Here is a 23,454-nt window from a genome sequence, read left to right as displayed (position 1 = left end):
GTCACCGGCGCTGATAGACCACGCCCTGGACCGAAACCTGGTCCGGCTCCGGCTTTTCGTCAAAGTGCTTGCGCGCCTGCGCAATGGCGAGCTGGTTGCTGTCCGCCCAGGCGACCAGCGCCATCACCGGTTCCATCAGTGTCTGGCCCAGCGCCGTGAGTTCGTAATCGACGCGCGGGGGAATCGTCGCGAACATCGTCCGTGTGACAAGGCCGTCGCGCTCCAGCCCGCGCAGGGTCAGCGTCAGCATGCGTTGGGAGATGCCGTCGATCTCCCGCTTCAGTTCATTGAAGCGCAGCGGCCCGTCGCGCAGCGTGCCGACGATGTAGAGGCTCCACTTGTCTCCGACGAGGTCAAGGATTTCTCGCGTGGCCCGGCAGTCGCTCTCAGAGGGTTTGGGCATCTTGGTGGATGGGGCGGTGTGACTGGGTGACATTCATGTGCCTTCTTGTGGCCCGGGAATAGGAACAATACATTGCTTCGTACGTTTTGGTAATCCACTAACAAAACGGAAGCTGGTTCCTATTTTATCCCATCATGAGGTTTGCTATGGCAAACAAGAAGACCATCGCCATCTTTGGCGCCGGTACCGGGCTCGGTGCCTCCCTTGCGACGCGGTTCGGGCGCGAGGGCTATCGCGTTGCATTGGTCGCGCGCCGTGCCGCACCGCTTGAGGAGCGCGTTGCTGAACTGACTCGCGCAGGCATCGAGGTGGCCGCGTTCCCGGCCGATCTCACCAATCTCGACAGCATTCCCGCGCTGGTCCGTTCCATCGAGGCGCGATTCGGTGCGATCGACGTCGCCGTCTACCAGCCGGTCGGGCACGTCGGCTTCGTGCCTGCCGTGGAGCTCGATGCCGCAAAGCTCCAGGCGATGGCGAACATCTTCACCTTCGCGCCGGTTGAGGTGGCGCATGCGGCGCTGCCTGGCATGCTGGCGCGCGGTGATGGCGCGATCGTCATCGTTGGTGGGCTCACGGCCTTGGTTCCGATGCCGGGTTTGAGCGGCGTCGGCCCGTTGATGGCGGCCGCGCGCAACTACATCTTCACGCTCAATGCCGAGGTGCAGGCCAAGGGCGTCTACGCCGGCACGCTGAATATCGGCGCGGTCATCGAGCGCTCTGCAGGCTATCGCGCGATGACGGCCGACGGTGCGCCGCTCGATCCACGGTACCCGGTGATCAACCCCGATGACATTGCGCAGGAACTCTGGACCCTTGTCACCCAGCGTGACCGGGTCGAGGCGGTCCTGCCGCCGATGCGTGCGGCGTGATGACGGAAGGGCGCGCAATGAAACGGATCGTGATTGTTGGCGGCGGCTATGCGGGGACGACGCTGGCGCGGGAGTTGGATGGCATTGCGGACGTGCGATTGATCGAACCGCGAGACCGGTTCGTGCACAACGTCGCGGCTATTCGGGCGCTGGCGGATGCCTCTTGGCTGGATCGTGTGGCGATGCCGTACGACCGGTTGCTCACGCGCGGAACCCTTATTCAGGAGCGTGCCGTCGAGATCCAGGACGGCATGGTGCGTCTCTCGAATGGGACGCTTCTAGAAGCCGACGTGATCGTGGCGGCCACCGGTTCGACCTACGCGCAGCCCTTCAAGCCCGCCGCCGGGCGCTCGGTGGCCGAATTTCTGGACGCGAGTCGATCCGCCCACCGCGACGCGCTCGGCGCCGAGACGGTGACCATCGCTGGAGCGGGCCCGATCGGCATCGAGCTTGCGGGTGAAATTGCTGCTGCCTACCCTGACAAGCGGGTGCGTCTGGTCAGCAGAGGGGGCACGCTTCTGCCGACCTACCCCAAGAAACTGGGCGCATCGCTTGCCCGCCAACTCGAGGCGATGGGTGTGGAACTCGCGCTGGGGGAGACGGTGTCTGGACTCGACGGTTTTGACTCCCCGCGATTGGATACATCCGGACGCGAGATTCTGTTTCCAGTCATCGGCGCCCGACCCGCACCGCCTCCCATTCCCGGTCTATCGCTGAGTGCATCGGGCCGGGCCGTCGTCGACGCGCATTTGCGGGCGGAGGGGCATCGAAGCGTTTTCGTCGTGGGCGACGCCGCGCAGACGGGCGATCCGATGACGATCTACTACGCGTACCGTCAAGCTGCTTGGATGCGCAAGACGCTCAAGGCAATCGTGGCCGGTCGCGATCTGGCCGGGCTGCGCGCATACGCACCCGCAGTCGCACCCGTCCTATTTGCGCCGCTGGGCCCGCAGGCTGGTGCTGGGGTCCTTCCGGTGACGCGGGCTGGCTGGTGGGCCCACGCCTGACCACAACCATCAAGGGGCGCGACCTCTTCGTGACGGCAACCCGCCGCAAGCTGGGCCATCGCTGAGGCAGTCGGTCGCGTTTCTTTCGAACCCTTGAACACAGGAGTGCGATGTCATGCTCCAGATTGACCTGTATACGGAAATCACCTGCCCGTGGTGCCTCATCGGGCAACGCCGTCTCGACAAGGTGGTGGCTGAGCGCTTCCCCGGCCTGGTGGCAGAGATCCAGCATCACCCGGTCTTGCTGCTGCCGGATGTGCCGGCGACGGGGCTCTACGTGCCCGACCTGCTGCGCGCGCGGTATGGCGTGACCGATCCGAAGGTGGCGTTTGCGCGGCCCGAAGCCGAGGCCCGTGCCTCAGGGCTGGACCTCGATCTTGGCCGGCAGCTCTGGGCGTATCCGACCCAGCCGGCCCACGGGTTGGTTCTGGCCGCGCGCGAACGCGGTACGCAGCATCGGCTCGCGGTGGCGATCACGGAGGCGTATTTCCTGGACGCCAAGAACATTGCTGACGCCGATGTGCTCGCCGGCATCGCGGTGGATCACGGATTCGATCGGGACGAGGCCCTTACGATCGCCGTTGATCCTGCCCAGCACAAGCGCGTCGAGGAAGCGGCGGCAGTGTCCGCCGCAGCGGGTGTCCGGTCGGTTCCCCACTTCGTCTTTAGCGGCCGCATTGCGATCAACGGTGGCCGCAGCGAAGACGAAATCGCCGAGGCCATACGGGAGGCTGGCTGACGGCCGATACGCGGCACGCTGACCTGACGATATGGCGACTTGGACGGGGAGGGCGAAGTCGAGCAGAACATCGGCGTCAGATCGACCTGATCACGCGGGCGTTGGTTAACCTTCGGCGTTCTTCACCCGCTTCGGTGGCAGGCAGGTGAGCACCTGTTCGATCAAAGGGTTGTCGCGGGCGGCGTTCCAGGCCATTGCCGTGGTCACCACGCGAATGCGCTCGGTGAGCGAGCGCACCACCACGTTGTCTGGGGCAAAGCTCTTCATCGTGGCAGGCACCAGCGCGATGCCCTGGCCGCACCCGACAAACGCCACCTGCGAAGCCACCGAGCGGACTTCATGCAGCACTCGCGGCGAGAACCCGTGCGCCAAGCACACCGAGGTCAGCGCATCGAAGTACACCGGACTGACGTGTCGGGCGAACATCACGAAATCTTCTTCCGCCAGCGTGGAGAGCTTGATGCGTGTGGCGGACGCTAGCCGATGACTGTTCGGTAGCGCCACCGCCAGCCGGTCGTCCGCCAGAGCCAGGGTACGGATGTGCGGGCCGAGTTCGCCCTCCAACCGCGCGAAGGCGATGTCAATGTCACCCGCGTTGAGCATCGGCACGGCGTCGACGCTGTCGATCTCCTTGACGGCCACCGTCAGGTCCGGATGTGCCGCGCGCAGACGATCCAGCAGCAGCGGCAATTCGTTGAGCAGCGCCGTGCTGATCGCCCCAACCGTCAAGGTGCCCTTCTGGCCTGATGCGGCTTCCTTGACCGCGAACTCCAATTGCTCGAGTTGCTGCACGAACTTCTGCACGGCCGGAAGGATGGCGGCGCCTGCCGGTGTCAATTGCGCGCCACGGCGCGAGCGCTCGAAGAGCTTGATCTTCAGCGCATGCTCCAGCACCTTGATCTGGTCGGTCAGCGGAGGCTGCGACATGCCGAGTCGTTTGGCGGCACGGCTGAAGTTGCGTTCTTCCGCTACCGCGTTGAACAGCCACAGGTGCCGGATAAGCCGAAAGTTGATCATGATTTTCGATAGTCTGTGCGTATGGATGCCGTACGGAATTCGGAATTTACATATAGCTGATGAACATCGAAAGTGGCAAGCATCACAACACGGATGACAGCCATGACTCCGCTATCCCCCGCCCTGGCGCGCTTTGAACAGTTCGACTCGAACACGATTTCGGATGCGCTGGATTTTCTCGGTCTGCCCGGTGCCACCGTCGGCCTGCGCCCCCTGTGGGATTGCCCCAAGATTGTCGGGCGTGCCAGCACGGTCCAGCTTGGGCGCAAAACCTTCACAGCACCTGCGGTGCACCTGATCACCCCCGTGGTCGTCAGCATCAGAACGGAAGACCGGGTGCTGGTCATCGCAGGCGGTCTGGAGGGCATTTCGTGCTGGGGAGACATCCTCGCCAATGCGGCGCAGGTCAAGAAAATCCGCGGCACGGTCATTGACGGCATGAGCCGTGACATCGATGGCAGCGCATCGATCGGCTACCCGGTCTACGGGCGCGGCGTGACGATGGTCAGCGCGCGCAATCGTGTCGTGCAGGTGGATTCGGGTTGTCCGATCACCGTGGCCGGCGTGACTGTCCACGAAGACGACTATGTGATCGCCGACCAGTGCGGGACCGTGTTCGTGCCCGCTGCCCGCATCGACGAAGTGCTGGACCTGGCCGGACGCATCCAGCGCCGGCAGGACGCCATGGTGCAGGCCGTGCGCAGCGGCCGCTCTGTGGAGGAGGTCATGCACGACACGCAGTTTGAAACCATCGCCAAGCAGGGTTGAAGATGAAACAGGAAGATCAGGATCTCGTGGCCTTGTTCCGGGGGCTGGATACGGCCGCCGTGTCGGATGCGCTGGACAAGCTCGGTCTGCCCGGCCAGTGCCTAGGCATTGCGCCGCTCGAAAACTACGCCACGCCCATCGTCGGGCCGGCCTTCACCGTCAAGTACATGCCGGCCAGTACGCCGCCCGGCACGGTGGGCGATTTCATCGATGATGTGGCCGATGGCGACATCGTGGTAATCGACAACGATGGGCGCACGGACTGCACCGTGTGGGGTGACATCATGACCCAGTACGCGGGCCTGCACCGCATCGCCGGCACCGTGATTGATGGCGTGTGCCGCGATGTCTCCCGCGCATTGAAGGATGGCTATCCACTCTTCACGCGCGGCCGCTTCATGCGTACCGGCAAGGATCGCGTGCAGGTGGAGGCCGTGAATGGCACCGTGTCCATCGGTGCGGCGCGTGTGCTATCGCGCGACCTTGTCATTGCCGATGCCAACGGCGTGGTTGCCGTGCCGCGTGCCCGCGCAGCCGAGGTGGCGGAGGTTGCCGCGCAAATCGAGCGCGTTGAGGGCGCTATCCGTGCCCACATTGCTGAAGGAAAGACGCTGCGTGTGGCGCGTGAAGCGCTGGGGTATCACCTGCTGCAGCGCAAGGGGTGACCATGCCGCGCCAAACCGAACTTAACCGCCATCTGGCTGCGGCGCTGCCGTCCGCTACGTACAAGGTGATCGATCGCGTTGCCGCTAGGCGCGCAAGTGGGGCGACCGTCATCTCGCTGTCGGCCGGTGAGCCGGATTTCGACACGCCAGCGCACATCCGCGAGGCCGGCATTGCCGCCATCAACGGTGGCATGACGCGCTACACCCAGGTTGCGGGCGTACGCGCCTTGCGCGATGCTGTGGCGGAGAAGTTCCGTGCAGAGAACGGGCTGGACGTGGGCTGGCAGGACACCATCGTCTGCTCCGGCGGTAAGCAGGTCATCTACAACGCGCTGGCGGCCACGCTCAACGAGGGCGAAGAGGTGATCATCCCGGCGCCATATTGGGTGAGCTATCCGGAGATCGTGCAGTTGTGTGGTGCGCGCTCGGTCGCCGTGCCGTGCGATGCGGAGGCCGGTTTCAAGCTGACGCCACAAGCGTTGGAGCAGGCGCTCACCCCCAAGACGCGCTGGCTCATCCTCAACTCGCCATCGAACCCGACTGGCGCGGTGTACACACGCGAAGAGCTTAAGGCGCTGGCAGAAGTCCTGCTTGCACACCCTGAGGTGCTGGTGCTCTCCGACGACATCTACGAGCATCTGATTTTCGATGGCGCCGCGTTCCAAACGTTGGCGCAGGTCGAGCCGCAGTTGCAGGCGCGCGTGCTGACCATGAACGGCGTTTCCAAGGCCTACGCGATGACCGGCTGGCGTATCGGCTTTGGCACGGGGCCGCGCTGGCTGTTGGATGCGATGGAGAAACTGCAGGGGCAGCAGACGTCTGGTGCGTGCAGCATCTCCCAGCACGCTGCCATCGCCGCGTTGCGTGGCCCGAAGGACTTCATTGCGATATCCAAGGCAGCCTTCCAGCGCCGCCGCGACCTGATGGTCGAGATGCTCAATGCCGTGCCTGGCATGCGCTGCGAGAAGCCTGCCGGAGCCTTCTATGCCTTCGCTTCCTGTGAAGGCTTGATCGGCCAGACGAGCGCGGGTGGCACGCTGCTGCGCACTGACGAGGATGTCGCCGCCGCGTTGCTGGACGAGAAAGGGATTGGCGTCGTGCAGGGCAGTGCGTTCGGCTTGGGGCCGTACCTACGCATTGCCTATGCCTTGGACGACGCATCCCTACGCACAGCGTGTGAGGCGATCTGGGCCTTCGCCCGTTCATTGTCCTGACGCCCTGCGCCAATTTCAACGGAACACCACCATGTCCGCCATCGAAATCTCGCAAGACCGGCTTATCGCGCTGCAGCGCTTCGGTACCGCCACCATCCACGAAGCGCAGGGCCAGCGCGGTGCCATTGACCCGCGTGTGGCGGCGCTCGACCCCAGGCGCCGCCTGATCGGCCCCGCGTTAACGGTCGACATGCGCCCGAGCGATAACCTGATGATCCACTACGCGCTGACCAAGGCGCGGCGCGGCGATGTGCTGGTGGTCGATGTCAAGGGTTTTGTCGACGCCGGCCCCTGGGGCGACATTCTGACGCTTGCTGCCCAGGAAATCGGCATTGCGGGCCTCGTCATCAACGGCGCCGTGCGCGATGCCGACAGCATCATCGAGCTGGGTTTTCCCGTCTTCTGCCGTGGCCTGTGCATCAAGGGCACCAACAAGAATCAGCCGGGCAGGGTCAACGTACCGGTGATGATCGGCGGGGTGGATATCCACCCGGGCGACATCGTCGTCGGTGATCGGGATGGCCTCGTTGTGGTGGCGCGCAACGAGGTGGCCGAAGTCATTCGTGCCAGCGAGGAGCGAGAGCGCAAGGAGGCCACAATGCGCGAGCGCTTGAAGCAGGGTGCCACCATGGTCGAGTTGCTTGGCCTGCAGGATACGTTGAACCGCTACGGCCTGGTCTAGGCCGCAACATCCGACTAGGGCAGTGGCGCATCCACCAGCGCGGCGTGCGTCAGGGCACGGATGCGCTGGTCGACGAAGTAGCCGCCGCCCTCTGTGTAGCGCAGATAGACACGCGAGCATACCGAGCATTCCCAAGCGTCGCAGCGGTTGAATGGGAAGTACCGAGGAGCAATGGGCGCTTGCGGGGCCCAGTAGTCGGTACCCTCGGGGTGAAACTCCGCGACCGTGGCCTCGTCGACGTTGCCCAGGATCAGCGTGCCGATGCGGCGCACTTGCGCTTCCGGAAAGAAGACGGGAAGGCTCGCCCAGCCGGTCAGCGGCGTCGAGCAACACGCGCAAGCCGCATGGACGGCGTCGGACTGGGCCGCCAGTGTTTCGAGTGCCGTGAAGTCCAGGGTAGTGAGCGCGTCCATGCAATGCGTGTAGGGGAGTGAAGTAGCCGGCAAGGTTAGCACCTTGCGCAATCAACGATGCGCAGCCCTACGCCGGTCGGCTGGAATCAGCACGGGCCTGAAACCTCGCAATCCGCTCCCACATCAGCACCGGGTTGGAATACATCGGGAAATGGCCGCACGCGGGAATTTCCGCCAGCTCCACGCCGTTGGCCTGGATGTGCGCCAGATACGAGAGCGACGCATTCTGCTCGCCGTACATGAACATCCGGGGGCAGGGCAGACCGAGGAACTTGGCCATCAGATCATCGCGGTCCGACAGCTCGACCATCGATTCGAAGATGCCGCGCACGGCGCCTGCCCGTACCTTGTGGCGCAGGCTCGCGGCATACAGCGCGCTGGCGTAGGCCGGGGCGTGGCGTGTGCGCTCGATGAAGGCTGCAAAGAACGCGTCGGCATCCGCTTCCGGGTAGTCGGCGATCTGCCGACTGAGGAAGCAGTCTTCCGGCGCGATGTTGCCTTCGATATCCGTGAAGCTCAGCACGCGGCCCGGGTGCTGGTGCGCCAGCATCAACGCAGTAAGCCCGCCCATGGAGTGGCCGACTAGGTGGAAGCGCTCAATGCCGAAATGGGCGAGCATGGCGTCGGCCGTCTTGACCAGCAGCGGGATCGAGACCTGGGCCAGGTCTGAGCACTGGGTCTCGCCGCAACCCGGGGCGTCGTAGGCGATGAAGGGCCGCCCGTCGAACGCCGCATGGCGCACGATGTCGGCGTAGTCTTCCTTGGTGGAGCCGAAACCGTGCAGGAACAGGATCGGCGCTTTTGTGCCCGGGCGCTGGATCGCAGCGATGTCCAGCTTCACGCCGTCCACCACCAGCGGCACGTGGTCGTTGGTGAACCCATTTTGCACAGCCATATCCCGTTGCTCCCGCCAGAAAGAAAAGGTTGGCTCCGCAGCATGCGGAGCATTCCCAACTTTCACAGCATGGCGGTTCCATGTAAATGACTTCCTGCGGAAGACATTCATACGCTGAACCTATCGAAGCCCTTGCCCAATCAAAGTCGCACCACATCCAGTACCGCCTGCGCAAACGCCTTGGGCGCCTCCTGTGGCAGGTTGTGCCCGATGCCGCCGCCGATGTTGCGGTGCTGGTACTTGCCGGTGAACTTCTTCGCATAGGCGGCCGGTTCCGGGTGCGGGGCACCGTTGGCATCGCCTTCCATCGTGATGGTGGGCACCACGATCGCCGGGGCGGCGGCCAGGTGGCGCTCCAGCGCGTCGTACTGCGCCTCGCCCTGGGCGAGCCCCAGGCGCCAGCGGTAGTTGTGGATAACGATGGCCACGTGGTCCGGGTTGTCGAACGATGTGGCGCTGCGCGCGTAGGTGGCGTCGTCGAACTTCCACGTGGGCGACGCGAGCTTCCAGATCAGGCGGTTGAAGTCGCGGGTGTTCGCGGTATAGCCCTGCACGCCGCGCTCCGTTGCGAAGTAGAACTGGTACCACCAGGCAAGCTCTGCGGCCGGCGGCAGGGGCTTGCGGTTGGCTTCCTGGCTGCCAATCAGGTAGCCGCTGACCGAGACCAGCGCCTTGCAGCGCTCCGGCCACAGCGCCGCGATGATGTCGGCCGTGCGCGCGCCCCAGTCATAGCCACCAAAGATGGCCTGGTCGATCTTCAGGGCGTCCATGAACGCGATGATGTCGGCCGCGAGCGCGGCCTGCTGCCCGTTGCGCAGCGTGTCTGCCGAGCGGATGCGCGTGGTGCCGTAGCCCCGCAGGTAGGGCACCAGCACGCGATAACCGGCGGCCGCCAGCACGGGTGCCACCTCCGCATAGCTATGGATGTCGTACGGCCAGCCGTGCAGCAGGATCACAGCAGGGCCGTCCTTGGGGCCGAGGTCTGCGTAGCCGATGTTGAGCACGCCGGCATCGATCTGATGCAGCGCCCCGAACGGGTTGGCCAGACCGGCCGACGATGCATTCGAAGTGGACGGCGACGGTTGCGCGTGCACCAGCTCGGCCAGCCCGAGATCGAGCAAGCCGACGCTGGCGATGGTGGTGCCGAGCAGACGGCGGCGACGGGTGTTGACGGGGTTCGACATGGTGGCTCTTCCTTCAAGTGAACGGGGTGACTGGATGACCTTGACCTGCATTGGACGAGCGCGGTGTATCCCGGATGTTTCACGGTTTCGCCGATTTGTATCGCTGTGTAGCAACGGGCCGCTGCCCGCGGGGTTTTGTATCGGCGTGTATCCGGCCATGACGGTGATACGCACCCAGACAAAACAGGCTGCGCGCTGCTACGTGCGGGATACGTGGGTCCGCTTCAATGCTCTCCGTGGCCCGGCGCTGCATCGATGTGAAGCGCGATGTGAGGCGAACCCGGGCCGCGCAATCCGTAGTCAACCCTTCTGAGGAAATCGATCATGACCCGCAATCTCATCAAGCCCCTTGTTGCCGTTGCCCTCGCCGTTGCCGCCGTGGGCGCGGTGGCCGCTCCCTCGTATGCCGGTGCACGCGATCCGTACACCGAAGGCGCCCGCAGCGTCCAGGACGCACGCGACGCATATGCCGAGGGCGCACGCTCGGCCGACATCTATACGGACGGTGCCCGCAGCGCCGATCCGTATTACGACGGCGCCCATGCCTGACGCTGGACTGGCTCCCCGTCTATCCCATCGACCGAAACACTGCTCAGCACCCCAGGAACCGATATGTTGAATCGCAAATCCGCCTCCCTCGCCTTGCTCGCACTCGGCATGGCCGCCAGTGCGCCGCTCTTTGCGGCAGACGCCAACCCGCCTTCCGTGGTGATCGTGCACGGCGCCTTTGCCGATGGTTCGGATTGGGCGAAGGTCATTCCGCTGCTGCAGGCCAAGGGCGTGAAGGTGCAGGCTGTGCAAAACGGGCTGAACTCGCTGGCTGACGACGTGGCCGCCACGCGCCGCGCCATCGGCAACCAGGCCGGCAAGGTCGTGCTGGTGGGCCACTCGTGGGGCGGTACCGTGATTTCCGAGGCGGGGGCGGATGACAAGGTCGCCGCGCTGGTCTATGTGGCGGCGTTCGCGCCCGATGCGGGGCAGTCGACGGAGGAGGTCGGCAAGGGCTACGCGCCGGCACCCGGCATCGGCAAGCTGGTGGCCGATGCCGAGGGCTACGTGTCACTGCCCGCTGCCGCGCTGGCGCAGGACTTTGCGCAGGACGTGCCGCCGGCGCAGGCCCGCGTCATGGCGGCAACGCAGGGGCCCATCAAGGCGACGGCATTTGGTGAGCGGACCACGGTGGCTGCGTGGCAGTCCAGGCCCTCGTGGTACATCGTCAGCGAGCAGGACCACATGATCCAGCCCGACCTGGAGCGTGCCATGGCCAGGAAGATCGGTGCCAAGGTGACGAGCCTGCCGACCAGCCACGTGCCCCAGCAGTCGCGGCCGCAGGAGGTGGCGAAGGTCATCCTGGATGCCGTGCATGCGGTGCAGGCGCGCAACTAGGGGAAGAGGCGTGGCGGAGTGGCGGGTATGGGTGGCTTACGCGCCGTAGCCGCGCAGCCGCTCCAGGTCGACCACCGTCACGCCGCCATACTCCAGCCGCACCACGCCATCCTTCTCCAGCGCCTTGAGCGACTGGTTGGCCACCTGCCGCGTCATGCCCGAGAGCAGGCCGAGTTCTTCCTGCGTGATCTCCAGGTGGTCGCCCGCGCCGGGATAGAGCACCGGGTTGAACAGCGAGGCGATGCAGCGCGCCAGCCGGGGCGTGGCATCGAGCAGCCGGTCGTATTCGAGCAGCGCCATGAAGTGCCCCAGCCGCTCGTTGAGTTGCTGCACCAGGAAGCGGTTGAAGGCCACGCTGTTTTCGACCAGCCACATGAAGGTGGCGCGGTCCATGAAGGCCATGCGCGTGTCGCGCAGCGCGACGATGTCATAGCGGCGCGGCTCGTTCTTGAGCACCGTGCCTTCGCCAAACCAGCCGCCGGCTGGCACGCCCGTGAAGGTGACGCTGCGCCCCTCGGGCGAGACCGTGCCGATCTTGATGAGGCCCGCGACCACGCCGGTCCAGCTCTCCAGCAGCGTGTTCTTCGGGCAGATGCAGGCGCCGCGCGCGTAGGCTTTCTCGACGATGCCGGCGCAGGCGCGGTCGGCCTCGTCGCCGGGCAGGTCGATCGACCACGCGGCGATATGCGCCAGCCGCGCACGGCTGATGCCGGGGCGCGCGTTCGTGTCGTGCTCAGCCACGCTGGATGCCCACCAGCAGGTTGCTCACGCGTTGCACCTCGGGCGTGGCGAGCCAGTCGCCGTGCAGGCACTGCAGGAACATGGCGGTGGCGTCTTCGCCCCAGAACAGCTCGCCGTCACCCGCCAGCGTGGGTACGCCGAACACGCCCATCGCGATCGCGGCATCGGTGTGCTGGCGCAGCGCGTCTTTCACGGCTTGCTGTTCGACGGCGGTCACGCTTTGCGGATAGCCGACTGCCTCACACAGCGCGGCAAAGCCTTCCGGCGTACTGACATCGTGCCCATCGCGCCAGATATGGCGGAAGATCGCGCGCACCGCTTCCACCGATGCGCCCATCGCCACCGCCAGGCGCAGTGCCTTGATCGGGTTGAACGGATGCGCTGGCGGCATGCGGAACGGAATGCCGAGCTGCTGCGCGCGGAAGAGCGCATACCGGTAGGTGAACACACGCTTGGCGCTGATCTCCGCCGGGCCCTTCTGACCCCAGTGGTTCAGGATCGCCCCAAGCACCACCGGGCGTGGGCGGATGACGATGTCGTTGTCCGCCTGCAGCGTGTCGAACTGCTCAAGCTGCAGGTAGGCAAACGGCGAGATGACATCGAAGAACCAATCGACGGTCTTGGCAGGCATGGAGTTTCCTCAGACGGCCACGGCCTGCAGGGCCGGTGCCAGCGTAAACGGCGCCGCGGTCATGGCGCGGATGTCGGCGAGTGTCGCATGCGAGAGGATTTCGCGCAGCACCAGCCCGGCTTCCGTCACGTCGAACACCGCATGCTCCGTGACGATGACCTTGACGCAGCCCTTGCCCGTGAGCGGCAGCGTGCAGCGCGGCACGATCTTCGAATGGCCGTGCTTGTCGGTATGCGCCAGCGCGGCAATCACCTTGGGCGTGCCGTAGCACAGGTCCATCGCGCCGCCGATGCCGGGCCACCACTTGCCGTTGCGCTGGCACGCCCAGTTGGCGAGGTTGCCCAGCGCATCGACCTGCAGCGCACCGAGGATGGTCACGTCGAGATAGCCGTTGCGCATCGCGCCGAACGACGTGGTGAGGTCCATGAGCGCAGCTCCGGGCGGCAGCGTGATTGGCTCGCAGCCGGCGTTGGTGAGGTCGCTGTCGATGGCATCGAGCGGCGGGCGGCCGCCAAAGCCGAAGGCGCCGTTCTCGGTGTGGAAGATGACGCCGGCATCCGGGCCCAGGTAGTTGGCCGTGAGCGTGGGGATGCCCAGGCCGAGGTTGACGACTTCGCCCGCGCGCAATTCCTGCGCGCAGCGGGCGGCGATGCGTTGCTTCGGGGTTTGGGGCAGGTCGGTCATGATCGTCTCCTGTGTGTGGGGATTGGTGCTCAAGCCTCGGCTTCGGCGGGCAGGCGGCCGAGCTTGGTCCAGTGCCGCTTGTAGAGCGCGTGCTGGTCTTGCAGCGACAGCCCCTGCACCACCGCATCCACAAACACGCCCGGGCAGCCGATGCGCTCGGGCGGGATCGCGCCCACCTCCACGATCTCGTTGACCTCGACGATGGTGTACGCGCCCGCCATGGCGATGTCGCGCTGGTTCTGCAGCGCTGTGCCGCGAAACTCCACGTTGCCGAAGGTATCCGCGCGCCAGCCCTTGATGATCGACACGTCGGCGCGCAGGGGCGGCTCGACAAAGCAGGTGCGGCCGTCGACGGTCAGCGTCGGCTTGGGCGCCTCCAGCGCGGGGAACATGCCGGGCTGGTCGAGGATGCCCACGCCCACCGGCACCAGCACGCCGCCCAGGCCCATCGCGCCGGCGCGCACCTTCTCGGCCCAGGTGCCCATCGGGAAGAATTCGGCCACGCGCACGCTGTCGCTCAGGTAGGCCTGCGTCGATTCTTCGGTGGTGCCGACGTGCGTGCCGATGAATTCCGCCAACTGGCCGGAGGCGAAGAGCTTCGCCTTGAGAAACCCGCCGCGCAGGCCGGGCGTGTTGGTGATCAGCGTGAGCTGGTCGGTGCCGCTGGCGAGCAGCGCCTCGATGCAGCACGCCGGCTCGCCCGCGCCGACGAATTCGCCCAGCATCAGCCGGGTGCCGCTGCGCACGTGGGCGATGGCTTCGTCCACGGACATCACTTTGTTCGCATAGCGCATCGCAGTCTCCTTCAGTCGTCTTGAGTTGCCCAGGGGGCGGGGTCTGCGGCGCAGTGTAGGAGCGGGCCTGGCGGCGGGATGTCTTCTGCATGACATTTGCCGTAAGCCGTTTGGCGGGGGGTGTCCCTTATAGTGATGCGCGTCGCTGCGTGAGGTTGGCTGAAGATGCTGGCTGAACAAATCGGCGTCACCGCGGTCGGACCACTGCGCCGGCCACCCGGCCTCCACCATCCTCCCCACGCCTTACCTGACAGGACCGCATGCACCCGGATACCCCGCTCATCTCGACCATCATCGGCGGCATCGTGCTGGCCTTTGTGCTTGGCACGCTTGCACAACGGCTGCGTATGCCGCCGCTGGTCGGTTATCTGTGCGCGGGTGTGGTGGCGGGGCCGTTCACGCCGGGCTTCGTGGCCGACCAGAGCCTGGCGCCGCAGTTGGCCGAACTGGGCGTGATCCTGCTGATGTTCGGCGTGGGCCTGCACTTTTCGATGAAGGAGCTGCTGGCAGTGAAGTCCATCGCCATTCCCGGCGCGCTCGGCCAGATCGTGCTGGCCACCCTGATGGGCATGGGCCTGGCGTGGCTGCTCGGCTGGGATTGGGGCCCGGGGCTGGTGTTCGGGCTGGCGCTGTCGGTGGCCAGCACGGTGGTGCTGCTCAAGGCGATGGAGGAGCGCGGCATTGAGAGCTCGCACGAGGGCCGTATCGCCGTCGGCTGGCTGATCGTCGAAGACTTGGTAATGGTGGTGGCGCTGGTGCTGCTGCCGGCGCTCTCCGGTGTGCTGGGCGGTACCGGCAGCACGGCCGTGGGCGGCTGGGAGATCGCCAAGATCCTGGCCGTCACGCTGGGCAAGGTGGTGGCCTTTGCGGCACTGATGTTGGTGGTGGGCCGCCGCGTGATCCCGTGGATGCTGGAGCGCATCGTCCTGACCGGCAGCCGTGAGCTGTTCCGCCTGGCTGTGCTGGCGACTGCGCTGGGCGTGGCCTATGGCGCGACCGTGCTGTTTGGCGTGTCGTTCGCGCTGGGGGCGTTCTTTGCCGGGATGGTGCTGGCCGAGTCGGCGTTCAGCCAGCGCGCGGCGGAAGAATCGCTGCCGCTGCGCGACGCGTTTGCCGTGCTGTTCTTCGTGTCGGTGGGGATGCTGTTCGATCCGCGCGTGCTGATCGACGACACCTGGGCGGTGCTCGGCACGGTGCTGATCGTGGTGCTGGGCAAGTCGCTGGCGGCGTTTGCGGTGGTGCGGGCATTCGGCCATCCGAGCAAGACCGCGCTCACTATTTCCGCCAGTCTTGCGCAGATCGGCGAGTTTTCGTTCATCCTGATCGGGTTGGGCATTACCTTTGAGATACTGCCCGTCCGCGCGCGCGGGTTGCTGTTGGCGGCGGCGATCCTGTCGATCCTGCTCAATCCACTGATGTTTGCCCTGATCGGCCGCGTCAAGCGCGAGGTGCCGTCCGAGGCGGTTTCCGTCGACTCGCCAGGGCATTGATTTCTTACATATAAGGAGCCTGCATGAGCAATCTGAACATTGGCGTGATCGTCGGCAGTCTGCGCAAGGCCTCGTACAACCGCCAGCTGGCACACGCGCTGGTCGGCCTGCTGCCGGCCGGCAATGCCGCCAAGATCATCGAGATTGGCGATCTGCCGCTGTACAACCAGGACCTCGACGGCAGCCTGCCTGAGGCCGTGCAGCGCTTCAAGGCCGAGGTGGCGGGCGTGGATGCGGTGCTGTTCGTTACGCCCGAATACAACCGCGGCATTCCTGGCGTGCTGAAGAACGCGATCGACTGGGGTTCGCGGCCGTACGGCCAGGGCGTGTGGGCGGGCAAGCCGGCGGCGCTTGCCGGCGCGTCACCCGGTGCGATCGGCACGGCACTCGCGCAGGCGCAGTTGCGCAATGTGCTGTCGGCCGTGGGCGTGACGATCCTGCCGTTGCCGGAGGTGTTCTTCCACTACGCGGGGGAGCCCTTCGATGCCGAGGGCGGGGTGACAGAGGCGCGTACGCGCCAGTTCCTGCAGGGGTTTGTCGACCGGTTCGTCCAGTGGGCGGGTGAGAAACACGCCTGACGAACCGATCGGCGGGGGAATTCAAGGCCGGGCGGGGGGGATCCTGCTCGGCCGCTTTGCTTCTTGGGGGCGGGCTTTAGGCCAGGAAGGCAGCGGCGCTGATCAGCCAGCCTGCTGCGACGCAACTTGCGATCCAGGCGGCCATGACGGCGCCAATATCCAACCATTTCATGATTGTTCTCCTTACAACACTTGCGATGCCTGTCTGGGCAATCGATGTCCGGACAGCTGTTGAGCAGTTTAGGTGTTGCAGTGCGGAAGAACAATACAGTTGCGAGTGAACAGACTGTTCCAAACGTAACAACAAATTTCAGGGCTTTGTAACAGGCCGATCGCCGGTCGCCAAGCCGCGCGTCCCGAATATAGCGTGTGTCCGGGACGGTGCGCCCACTCCGGAGGCGGGGTCTCAGGCATCCGGCGGCGCGGTCGACGTATAGATGCTGCGCAGGGCGACAGCCCGCTCGGCCAGGGGCAGGGCGAGAATGGACCGCGCAAAGCCGATCAGCGCCCGGCAGCGCGCGGCGGCCGGGGCGGTGTGGCGCAGTCCCGGCAGCGTCAGCACGCGCTGCTCGTCGGGCGGGAGACCGGCAAGCGCCAGCTGCAATGCCGGCGTGCTTTGCGCGCGCGTGACCACGGGCACGTGTTCGGGGTCTGCGGCCAGCACCAGGTCGGTGAACAAGGTCTGCTCGCGCGTCAGCAGGGCGCGGGGCAGGCGCGCGCCGGCGGCGCTGGCGCCGGCAGTGCCATCCAGGTACGCCACGCAGGCTTCTGGGCTGACCCGCTGCAACGTCTCGGCCTGGTCGATCGTCAACTGCGCATTGGCAAAGAGCAGCGGGTCCGGCGCCGTCGGGATCAGCGCGCGATACAGCTTGGCCGATTGCGTGCGCAGCAGCGCGAAGACTTCGGCGTCGGTCGCGCCGCGCTGCAGCGCCGGCCACACGGTGTCCAGCAGGCTGTTGAAATGCGCGGGAAATTTGCGCTCGAGCGCGGCATAGAGCGGCGTGGCCCGCAGTTCGGCAGCCAGTGCGTCGCGCGTGGTCAGCAGCGTGGCCATGGTGGCGAATTCGCCCCCGGGTGAGACGCGCGTGACGATGCCGTTGTCCTGCAGCTCCTGGTCGGTCGGAAACCACATCTCGTCAAACGGCGTGGCTTGCACGCGGCGCACGAAGGCGTCGGGCAGGCCGGCGGTGGCGTAGGCGCGCCAGAGTTCGCTGTCGGTGGCACCGGGTGTCTGGTCGTGGTCGGCACCCACCGCGCGTGGGCGATGGAAGCCAATGCGGGCACCGGGCGCGGCGGCGCGATCGTCGCCCGCCAGGAAGGCAATCGTGCAGGCCGAGGCACAGCGGCGCTCCACGTAGGTCCGCAGATGGTGGCGGCGGATCACCTCGGCCACCAGCGCGCCTTCGCGCAGCCAGCCGCCTTCCGAGCGCAGGACCACGGTGGTGGCATCGGGCGTTTTGCGTAGCGTGTCTTCCAGCGCGTCGGCGGCGCCATCGTTCATGCCGCCGGTGAAGAGCACGGCGCGCCCGTCACGCTGCGCTCTGACAACAAAGGGGGAGGCAGCCTGCTGGCCCAGTGCGGTATGCAGGTGCTCAGCCAGGCGGGGCAAGTCATTGACGATGCGCGAGCCGGTGCCGACGGCCCCCAGCAGGATCATCAGCTTGGCTGCCGCGGGCCAGATGTTGGCGAGGCCGTGGCGCGTCTTTTCCGTCTGTTCGCGCTGTGCCGCACGCCAGGTGCCCACGATGGCCCAGATCCACAGCACCAACCCGAAGGCGTAGATCACCAGCAAAGCCGACGACGCGGCACGTGCCGGCGCGTTATGCGCCAGGGCATGCGTGACGCCGGCGCTGAGCGCCACCACGCAGAACTGCAGCAACGCGGTGTGCAGCCAGTAGGAGCGGACGAGGCTGTAGTCGCCACGCCAGTGTCGCGCAAAGAAATTGCGCGAGGGGCGTTGCACCGGTTGCGGATCGGCGGGAAGGGTCGGGGGCCGGGCGTTGCTGGCGGCGGAAGTCATGCAGAGTCTGGAGCCCGCACACCGTCATGCGGTCCGGGAATTGTCGCTGTTGGCAACGTGGCCTGATCCCCCTCGTTGGTAGGGGATGTCGGCAGAAAATTGGGCGGGTGGCCGGCGTTCGTGCCCGGGCAAAGGCGCCAAGCGCGCGTGCTCAGGCCTTGACCGAGACCGTCGGCGCTTGCGCCGGTTCGATGGCGGCGGCGCTGGCCTGGTGCTTGGCTTGCTGCGTTTGCTGATGACGCAGCTCGGCAAGCGTGCTCGGCGCGGCGACCTTGCTGGCGGCGTGCGACTTGGCGGCTGCTGTGGCCGTGGTCTTGGCGGTCGCGGACTGCGCCACCAGCTTGATCGCAGCCTGATCGAGGTTCTGGTTGGCCTGCAGCCGGGTGATCTGCGTCCGTACGATTTCGATCTGCTGGTTCAGCAGCGTCGTTTGCGTCTTGGCCGCGTTGGGTGCCAGCTTCAGGTTGGGCAGGTTCGACAGCGACTTCTGCAGGGTCTTGATCTGCTGCTGCAGTCGGTCGATTTCAAAAGACGGATTGGTTCCACCGCCCGTGGCGCTGCCGGACGCAGTCGTAGTGACGGAAGGGGACGAAAGTTGCATGGCCATCTCTCGGGTCTGTACGCCCTTTATCGGATGGCAGGCCGAAATCTTTAGGGTGCGCTGGGCATTTTGAAGTGGGGTATTCGCTGGTCCGTGCGATCATGCTCGATGATGTTCTTATAGATAGAACTATGTTCCTTCAAAAGGAACAAGTTTGCGGAATTATTCCGGTGAAAGTCTAGATTCTTCGTCGGCATGTTGGATGTTTTCGGGTTTACGCTTGTTATCACCGACGAGACGGCCATATAAAATAGAACTATATTCCAGCAAACAGAACGCCAATTGATAGAGGCGTTCAAGGAGACGCCCATGCATCCCTCCCCCCAGGCCGCGAGCGGCCGGTTGCACGTCGGTCTGCCCGCTGTGCAGCTCCATCAGGTGTCGGTCCGGTTCGGCAGCTTTACTGCCGTGCAAGGGGTCGATCTGTCGATCGGTGAAGGCGAGTTCGTCGCCGTGGTCGGGCCCACGGGGTGCGGCAAGAGCACGCTGCTCAATGCCGTGACCGGCTTGCTCAAGCCAGCCGGCGGCACCGTCAGCGTGTTCGGCGAGCCGCTCACGGGCCTGAATGGCGATGCCGGTTTCATGATGCAGCAGGACTCGCTGCTGCCCTGGAAGACGGCGCTCGACAACGTCGCCCTGGGCCTGGTGTTCCAGGGCATGTCGGTGGACGAGGCCCGCGAACGCGCCCGCCCGTGGATGAAGAAGGTCGGCCTGGCCGGCTTCGAGGCGCGCTATCCGCACCAGCTCTCGGGTGGCCAGAAGAAGCGCATCAGCATGGCGCAGACGCTGATCCTCTCGCCCAAGATCGTGCTGATGGACGAGCCGTTCTCGGCGCTGGACGTCCACACCCGCCACCTGATGCAGAGCGAGCTGCTGCGCCTGTGGCAGGAAGATCGCAAATCGCTGCTGTTCATCACGCATGACCTGGAAGAGGCCATCGCCCTGGCCGACCGTGTGGTGGTGATGTCCGCCGGGCCCGCCAGCCGTCCGGTCGGCGAGGTGGAGATCACGCTGCCGCGCCCGCGCAACGTGTCCGAAATCAACATGTCCGACGCCTTCATCCGCCTGTATCGCGAGATCTGGTCGATCCTCGGCGCTGAAGTGGAGAAGAGCCATGCCGTCCAGCACTAACGCCCCCAACGCAATACCCGCTGCCATGAACACGCAACGCCCGGGCCTCGCGCACAAGACCAAGATCCGCCTGTTCCAGCTCGCCGTGGTGGCGGTGCTGTTCGGCTCGTGGGAGGGCTTCGGCCGCGCGGGCGTGATCGATCCGTTCTACTTCTCGATGCCGTCGTCCATCGTCGCGCGCGTGTGGGAGTGGTTCACCGGCGGCGACATCTACACGCACCTGGGCATCACGCTGGCCGAGACCATTCTCTCGTTCGGCATCGGCACGCTGATCGGCATCAGCCTGGGGCTGTGGCTGGGGCTGTCCAGGCTGGCGGCCGAGGTGCTGGACCCGTTCATCAAGATCGTCAACGCGATCCCGCGCATCCTGCTGGCGCCCATCTTCGTGATGTGGTTCGGGCTGGGGCTGACCTCCAAGGTGGCGCTGGGCGCGACCATGGTGCTGTTCATCACCTTCTTCAATACCTACCAGGGCGTGCGCGAGGTGAACCCGGTCATCCTGGCCAACGCACGCCTGCTCAAGGCCAGCCGCCTCAGCCTGCTGCGCCATGTGTATGTGCCGTCCGCCACGAGCTGGATCCTCTCCAGCCTGCGCGCCTCCGTCGGCATGGCGGTGATGGGTGCGATCGTGGCGGAGTACCTGGGCTCGTCGGCGGGCCTGGGCCACCTGATCGCGCAGGCCGAAGGCGTGTTCGATGCGACCGGCGTGTTCTCGGGGATCGTCGTGCTGTCCGCCTTCGTGATCGTGCTGGACCGCAGTGTGGATGCGCTCGAAGGCAAGTTGCTGGTGTGGCGCCCGAAGGCTGATCCGGAAACCAGCGCCTGACCTCATATAACGATGATGGAGACAACCATGAAACGATGGATTTCGACCCTGCTGTGCGCCGCCGTCTGCACGATGGCGGGTGCAAATGCAGCCGAGCCGGAAAAGAAGGACGTGAGCCTGTCGGTCGGCTCGATGATCCTGAACTACATGCCGGTGCCGCTCACGCAGTCGCTGGGCAACTTCCAGAAGGAGGGGCTCAACGTCAAGGTGGAGAATTTCCAGGCCGGTGGCAGCAAGGCGCTGCAGGCGCTGATCGCCGGTTCGACCGACGCGGTGGTCGGCTTCTATGACCACACCATCCACATTCAGGCGCAGGGCAAGGACATCGTGTCGGTGGCGCTGCTCAACACCACGCCGGGCATCGTGCTGGCGGTGCGGCCGGATCTGGACATCAAGTCTGGCCGTGACTTGAAGGGCAAGAAGATCGGCATCACCGCGCCGGGCTCGTCTACCGACCTGTTCGCGCGCTACTACGCCATCAAGAACGGCCTGCAGGTGAACGACGTGTCGTACATCGCGGTGGGGTCGGGTGCGCCGGGCATGGTGGCGCTCGATCGCAAGGAGATCGACGCGCTGGTCAACTTCGACCCGGTGGCGAGCCTGCTGGAGAAGCGCCGCGCCGCCAAGTTCCTGGTCGATACGCGCACCGAGGCCGGCTCCGACGCCGTGTTCGGTGGCCGCTACCCGACCGCCACGCTGTACGTCACGCGCGACTTCATGACGAAGAACCCCGAGACCGTGCAGCGCCTGGTCAACGCCTTCATCCGCACGCTCAAATGGATCGACGCCAGCCCCCCGGAAGCGATCGCCGACAAGATGCCAAAGGAGCAGCAGGTGGGCGGGCGCGAGGTGTTTGTCGACGCGCTGCGCCACTCCAAGCCGATCTTCTCCAAGGACGGCCTGATGACGGATGCCGACGCCAAGGTGGCCCTGTCGGTGCTCTCCAGTTACGACGAGAAGATCCGCAATGCCAAGATCGACCTCGGTAAAACGTACACTAACCGCTTCGTCGACCAAGCCCTGAAGACGCTCAAGTGAGCCGTCTTGCCCCATCCGTCATGACAGCCGATCGCCAAACCGTTCAGAACGACACCACGCTGCCCGCCGCCAACGAAGGCGCGGAAGGCGACAAGACGCCGGGCGCGTCGGGCGTGGCCGCGCTGGACCGCGCGTTCTCGATCCTGTTCGCGTTCCGCCCGGGCGATTACGCGCTCACGCTGGCCGAGCTGGCGGCGCGCACCGGGCTCTACAAGAGCACGATCCTGCGGCTGGCCGGCTCGCTCATCCAGCACCGCATGCTGTTCCGCCTGGAAGACGGCCGATACCAGATCGGCGCCGCGCCGCTCATGCTCGGCGCGCTCTACCAGCGCAGCATGCGCCTGGGCGACGTGGTGCTGCCGCACATGCGCGCGCTGGCCGAGGCCACGGGCGAGGCGGTGTCGTTCTACATCCGCGAGCGCGACGTGCGCGTGTGCCTGCACCGCGTGGATTCGAGCCACTCGATCCGCGATCACGTGCGCGAGGGCGACGTGCTGCCGCTGGAGCGCGGCTCGGGCGGACGCGTGCTGTGCGCGTTCTCGGGCATGCAGGGCGCAACGTACGACGCGATCCGGCGCGACCACTACTACGTCTCGATCGGTGAGCGCGATCGGGAAACGGTCGGCCTGTCGGTGCCGGTGTTCGGTGCGCAGCAGGCCTTGCGCGGGGCACTGTGCCTGGCTGGCCCGGCTTCGCGCATCGACGGGGCGCGTCTGCAATCGTGGCGCGGTCCGGTGCTGGAGCACGCCGCGCAAATCACCTCCACGCTGGGGGGCGATCCGGCGCCGCTGCGCCACGCCGCACAGCTCATTCAAAAAACCTAGGCTTCGCCAACGACGCCCCAGACGGCGTGGGGCGGAGCCGACTGTAGTAGGAGTGTTGTTCATGGCTTTGCCTCTCGCGGGTTTGCGCGTGCTCGACTTGTCGAACGTGCTGGCCGGGCCGTTCTGCGGCTATCAGCTGGGCTTGCTGGGCGCCGAAGTGATCAAGGTCGAAGTGCCCGGCAATGGGGACCTCGCCCGCCGCCTGGGCGCTGATCCGGAACAGGCGCGCCGCAAGATGGGCGCCTCGTTTGTCGCCGTCAACGCGGGCAAGCAGTCCGTCACCGTCAACCTGAAGCACCCGGAAGGGCGGGCCATCCTGCTCAAGCTGGTGGCACAGGCCGATGCGCTCATCGAGAACTACCGCCCTGGCGTGATGGAGCGCCTGGACCTCGGCTACGACGTGCTGCGCGAGGTCAATCCGCGCCTGGTCTATTGCGCCATCTCCGGCTTCGGCAAGGACGGTCCGCTGGCACACCGCCCGGCGTACGACCAGATCATCCAGGGCATCTCGGGCGTGATGAGCGTCACGGGCGATGACGAATCCGCCCCGCTGCGCGTCGGTTACCCGATCAGCGACACGGTGGGTGGCATCACGGCGGCGCTGGCGGTGACCGCCTGCCTGCTCGGCGCACAGCGCACGGGCGAGGGCCGCATGGTGGACGTGTCGATGCTGGAAGCGACGCTCGCCACCATGGGCTGGGTGGTGTCCAACTATCTGAACGCCGGCGTGAGCCCACGCCCGATGGGCAACCAGAACTTCACCGCCGCGCCGTCGGGCACCTTCCGCACGGGCGACGGGCTGATCAACATCGCCGCCAACGAAGACAAGCAGTTTGCCGCGCTGTGCCGCGTGG

General features: G+C 65.8%; 27 protein-coding genes. 16 read left to right on the top strand and 11 right to left on the bottom strand.

Annotated features, from left to right (window positions below; translation table 11 throughout):
- Position 1 precedes the first annotated feature (1 nt).
- Positions 2-436 (bottom strand): helix-turn-helix domain-containing protein, encoded by a 435-nt coding sequence (locus QZ609_RS08835; protein ID WP_295493417.1) that lies wholly within the window; start codon positions 434-436, stop codon positions 2-4.
- A 113-nt stretch (positions 437-549) separates the two neighbouring features.
- Between QZ609_RS08835 and QZ609_RS08830 the strand changes: the two genes are divergently transcribed.
- The 3 genes from QZ609_RS08830 (at position 550) to QZ609_RS08820 (ending at position 3,018) form a co-directional block, all read left to right on the top strand.
- Complete coding sequence (locus QZ609_RS08830; protein ID WP_295493415.1) at positions 550-1,272, top strand: SDR family NAD(P)-dependent oxidoreductase; 723 nt, start codon at positions 550-552, stop codon at positions 1,270-1,272.
- Between the two features lie 17 nt (positions 1,273-1,289).
- Entirely contained in the window at positions 1,290-2,279 is a 990-nt protein-coding gene (locus tag QZ609_RS08825; protein WP_295493413.1) for an FAD-dependent oxidoreductase, read from the top strand.
- 115 nt (positions 2,280-2,394) lie between these two features.
- On the top strand, positions 2,395-3,018 hold the full coding sequence (locus tag QZ609_RS08820) for a DsbA family oxidoreductase (RefSeq protein ID WP_295493411.1): 624 nt from the start codon (positions 2,395-2,397) through the stop codon (positions 3,016-3,018).
- Positions 3,019-3,123: 105 nt separating this feature from the next.
- On the opposite strand, the gene QZ609_RS08815 is transcribed toward QZ609_RS08820, so the two are convergent.
- Positions 3,124-4,035, bottom strand: coding sequence for a LysR family transcriptional regulator (locus tag QZ609_RS08815; RefSeq protein ID WP_295493409.1), 912 nt, complete (start codon positions 4,033-4,035; stop codon positions 3,124-3,126).
- Positions 4,036-4,137: 102 nt separating this feature from the next.
- Between QZ609_RS08815 and QZ609_RS08810 the strand changes: the two genes are divergently transcribed.
- The 4 genes from QZ609_RS08810 to QZ609_RS08795 are packed head-to-tail and all read left to right on the top strand — an operon-like array spanning position 4,138 to position 7,364.
- Complete coding sequence (locus QZ609_RS08810) at positions 4,138-4,803, top strand: RraA family protein (protein WP_295493407.1); 666 nt, start codon at positions 4,138-4,140, stop codon at positions 4,801-4,803.
- Positions 4,804-4,805: 2 nt separating this feature from the next.
- On the top strand, positions 4,806-5,468 hold the full coding sequence (locus tag QZ609_RS08805; RefSeq protein WP_295493405.1) for an RraA family protein: 663 nt from the start codon (positions 4,806-4,808) through the stop codon (positions 5,466-5,468).
- A 2-nt stretch (positions 5,469-5,470) separates the two neighbouring features.
- Entirely contained in the window at positions 5,471-6,682 is a 1,212-nt protein-coding gene (locus QZ609_RS08800) for a pyridoxal phosphate-dependent aminotransferase (protein WP_295493402.1), read from the top strand.
- Between the two features lie 31 nt (positions 6,683-6,713).
- Positions 6,714-7,364, top strand: coding sequence for a 4-carboxy-4-hydroxy-2-oxoadipate aldolase/oxaloacetate decarboxylase (locus tag QZ609_RS08795; protein WP_295493400.1), 651 nt, complete (start codon positions 6,714-6,716; stop codon positions 7,362-7,364).
- 14 nt (positions 7,365-7,378) lie between these two features.
- Here the strand turns inward: QZ609_RS08795 and QZ609_RS08790 are convergent, their stop codons facing one another.
- The 3 genes from QZ609_RS08790 to QZ609_RS08780 form a co-directional block, all read right to left on the bottom strand.
- Positions 7,379-7,777, bottom strand: coding sequence for a hypothetical protein (locus tag QZ609_RS08790; protein WP_295493397.1), 399 nt, complete (start codon positions 7,775-7,777; stop codon positions 7,379-7,381).
- A 67-nt stretch (positions 7,778-7,844) separates the two neighbouring features.
- Positions 7,845-8,672 (bottom strand): alpha/beta hydrolase, encoded by an 828-nt coding sequence (locus tag QZ609_RS08785; protein ID WP_295493395.1) that lies wholly within the window; start codon positions 8,670-8,672, stop codon positions 7,845-7,847.
- A gap of 140 nt (positions 8,673-8,812) precedes the next feature.
- Positions 8,813-9,856, bottom strand: a complete 1,044-nt coding sequence (locus QZ609_RS08780) for an alpha/beta hydrolase (RefSeq protein ID WP_295493393.1) — start codon at positions 9,854-9,856, stop codon at positions 8,813-8,815.
- A 324-nt stretch (positions 9,857-10,180) separates the two neighbouring features.
- Between QZ609_RS08780 and QZ609_RS08775 the strand changes: the two genes are divergently transcribed.
- Positions 10,181-10,405, top strand: a complete 225-nt coding sequence (locus tag QZ609_RS08775; protein ID WP_295493391.1) for a hydroxyquinol 1,2-dioxygenase — start codon at positions 10,181-10,183, stop codon at positions 10,403-10,405.
- 108 nt (positions 10,406-10,513) lie between these two features.
- Positions 10,514-11,242, top strand: coding sequence for an alpha/beta hydrolase (locus tag QZ609_RS08770; protein WP_295493437.1), 729 nt, complete (start codon positions 10,514-10,516; stop codon positions 11,240-11,242).
- Between the two features lie 36 nt (positions 11,243-11,278).
- Here QZ609_RS08770 and QZ609_RS08765 read toward each other — a convergent pair whose 3' ends face one another.
- The 4 genes from QZ609_RS08765 to QZ609_RS08750 are packed head-to-tail and all read right to left on the bottom strand — an operon-like array spanning position 11,279 to position 14,092.
- Entirely contained in the window at positions 11,279-11,983 is a 705-nt protein-coding gene (locus QZ609_RS08765; RefSeq protein ID WP_295493389.1) for a Crp/Fnr family transcriptional regulator, read from the bottom strand.
- Positions 11,976-12,614, bottom strand: a complete 639-nt coding sequence (locus QZ609_RS08760) for a 2-hydroxychromene-2-carboxylate isomerase (protein ID WP_295493388.1) — start codon at positions 12,612-12,614, stop codon at positions 11,976-11,978. The genes QZ609_RS08765 and QZ609_RS08760 overlap by 8 nt, the downstream gene beginning before the upstream one ends.
- 9 nt (positions 12,615-12,623) lie before the next feature.
- Entirely contained in the window at positions 12,624-13,298 is a 675-nt protein-coding gene (locus QZ609_RS08755) for a 3-oxoacid CoA-transferase subunit B (protein ID WP_295493386.1), read from the bottom strand.
- A gap of 29 nt (positions 13,299-13,327) precedes the next feature.
- Complete coding sequence (locus QZ609_RS08750) at positions 13,328-14,092, bottom strand: CoA transferase subunit A (RefSeq protein WP_295493384.1); 765 nt, start codon at positions 14,090-14,092, stop codon at positions 13,328-13,330.
- 260 nt (positions 14,093-14,352) lie between these two features.
- Here QZ609_RS08750 and QZ609_RS08745 point away from each other — a divergent pair, with 260 nt between their 5' ends.
- Together QZ609_RS08745 and QZ609_RS08740 are read left to right on the top strand one after the other, a co-directional pair.
- Positions 14,353-15,582, top strand: a complete 1,230-nt coding sequence (locus tag QZ609_RS08745) for a cation:proton antiporter (RefSeq protein ID WP_295493381.1) — start codon at positions 14,353-14,355, stop codon at positions 15,580-15,582.
- A gap of 23 nt (positions 15,583-15,605) precedes the next feature.
- On the top strand, positions 15,606-16,160 hold the full coding sequence (locus tag QZ609_RS08740; protein ID WP_295493380.1) for an NADPH-dependent FMN reductase: 555 nt from the start codon (positions 15,606-15,608) through the stop codon (positions 16,158-16,160).
- A 406-nt stretch (positions 16,161-16,566) separates the two neighbouring features.
- On the opposite strand, the gene QZ609_RS08735 is transcribed toward QZ609_RS08740, so the two are convergent.
- Positions 16,567-18,180, bottom strand: a complete 1,614-nt coding sequence (locus tag QZ609_RS08735) for a hypothetical protein (RefSeq protein WP_295493378.1) — start codon at positions 18,178-18,180, stop codon at positions 16,567-16,569.
- Positions 18,181-18,331: 151 nt separating this feature from the next.
- Positions 18,332-18,781, bottom strand: a complete 450-nt coding sequence (locus QZ609_RS08730; RefSeq protein WP_295493376.1) for a FlxA-like family protein — start codon at positions 18,779-18,781, stop codon at positions 18,332-18,334.
- A 309-nt stretch (positions 18,782-19,090) separates the two neighbouring features.
- Between QZ609_RS08730 and QZ609_RS08725 the strand changes: the two genes are divergently transcribed.
- The 5 genes from QZ609_RS08725 to QZ609_RS08705 all read left to right on the top strand — a co-directional run.
- Positions 19,091-19,912, top strand: a complete 822-nt coding sequence (locus QZ609_RS08725) for an ABC transporter ATP-binding protein (protein WP_295493374.1) — start codon at positions 19,091-19,093, stop codon at positions 19,910-19,912.
- Entirely contained in the window at positions 19,896-20,738 is an 843-nt protein-coding gene (locus tag QZ609_RS08720; protein WP_295493372.1) for an ABC transporter permease, read from the top strand. Before QZ609_RS08725 ends, QZ609_RS08720 begins: the two co-directional genes overlap by 17 nt.
- A gap of 27 nt (positions 20,739-20,765) precedes the next feature.
- Positions 20,766-21,776 carry an ABC transporter substrate-binding protein gene (locus QZ609_RS08715; protein ID WP_295493370.1) on the top strand — a complete coding sequence of 337 codons (1,011 nt, stop codon included), beginning with the start codon at positions 20,766-20,768 and terminating at the stop codon, positions 21,774-21,776.
- A 20-nt stretch (positions 21,777-21,796) separates the two neighbouring features.
- A complete protein-coding gene (locus tag QZ609_RS08710) occupies positions 21,797-22,600 on the top strand; it encodes an IclR family transcriptional regulator (protein ID WP_295493368.1) in 804 nt (267 codons plus the stop codon).
- Positions 22,601-22,661: 61 nt separating this feature from the next.
- A partial coding sequence (locus QZ609_RS08705; protein ID WP_295493366.1) for a CoA transferase occupies positions 22,662-23,454 on the top strand: 793 nt, incomplete at its 3' end.

This window comes from uncultured Ralstonia sp., from assembly GCA_913056305.1.
In the GTDB taxonomy this organism is placed as follows: Bacteria; Pseudomonadota; Gammaproteobacteria; order Burkholderiales; family Burkholderiaceae; genus Ralstonia.
Note: the sequence above shows the minus strand (reverse complement) of the source record. Positions and strands in the feature narration are given on the sequence as shown.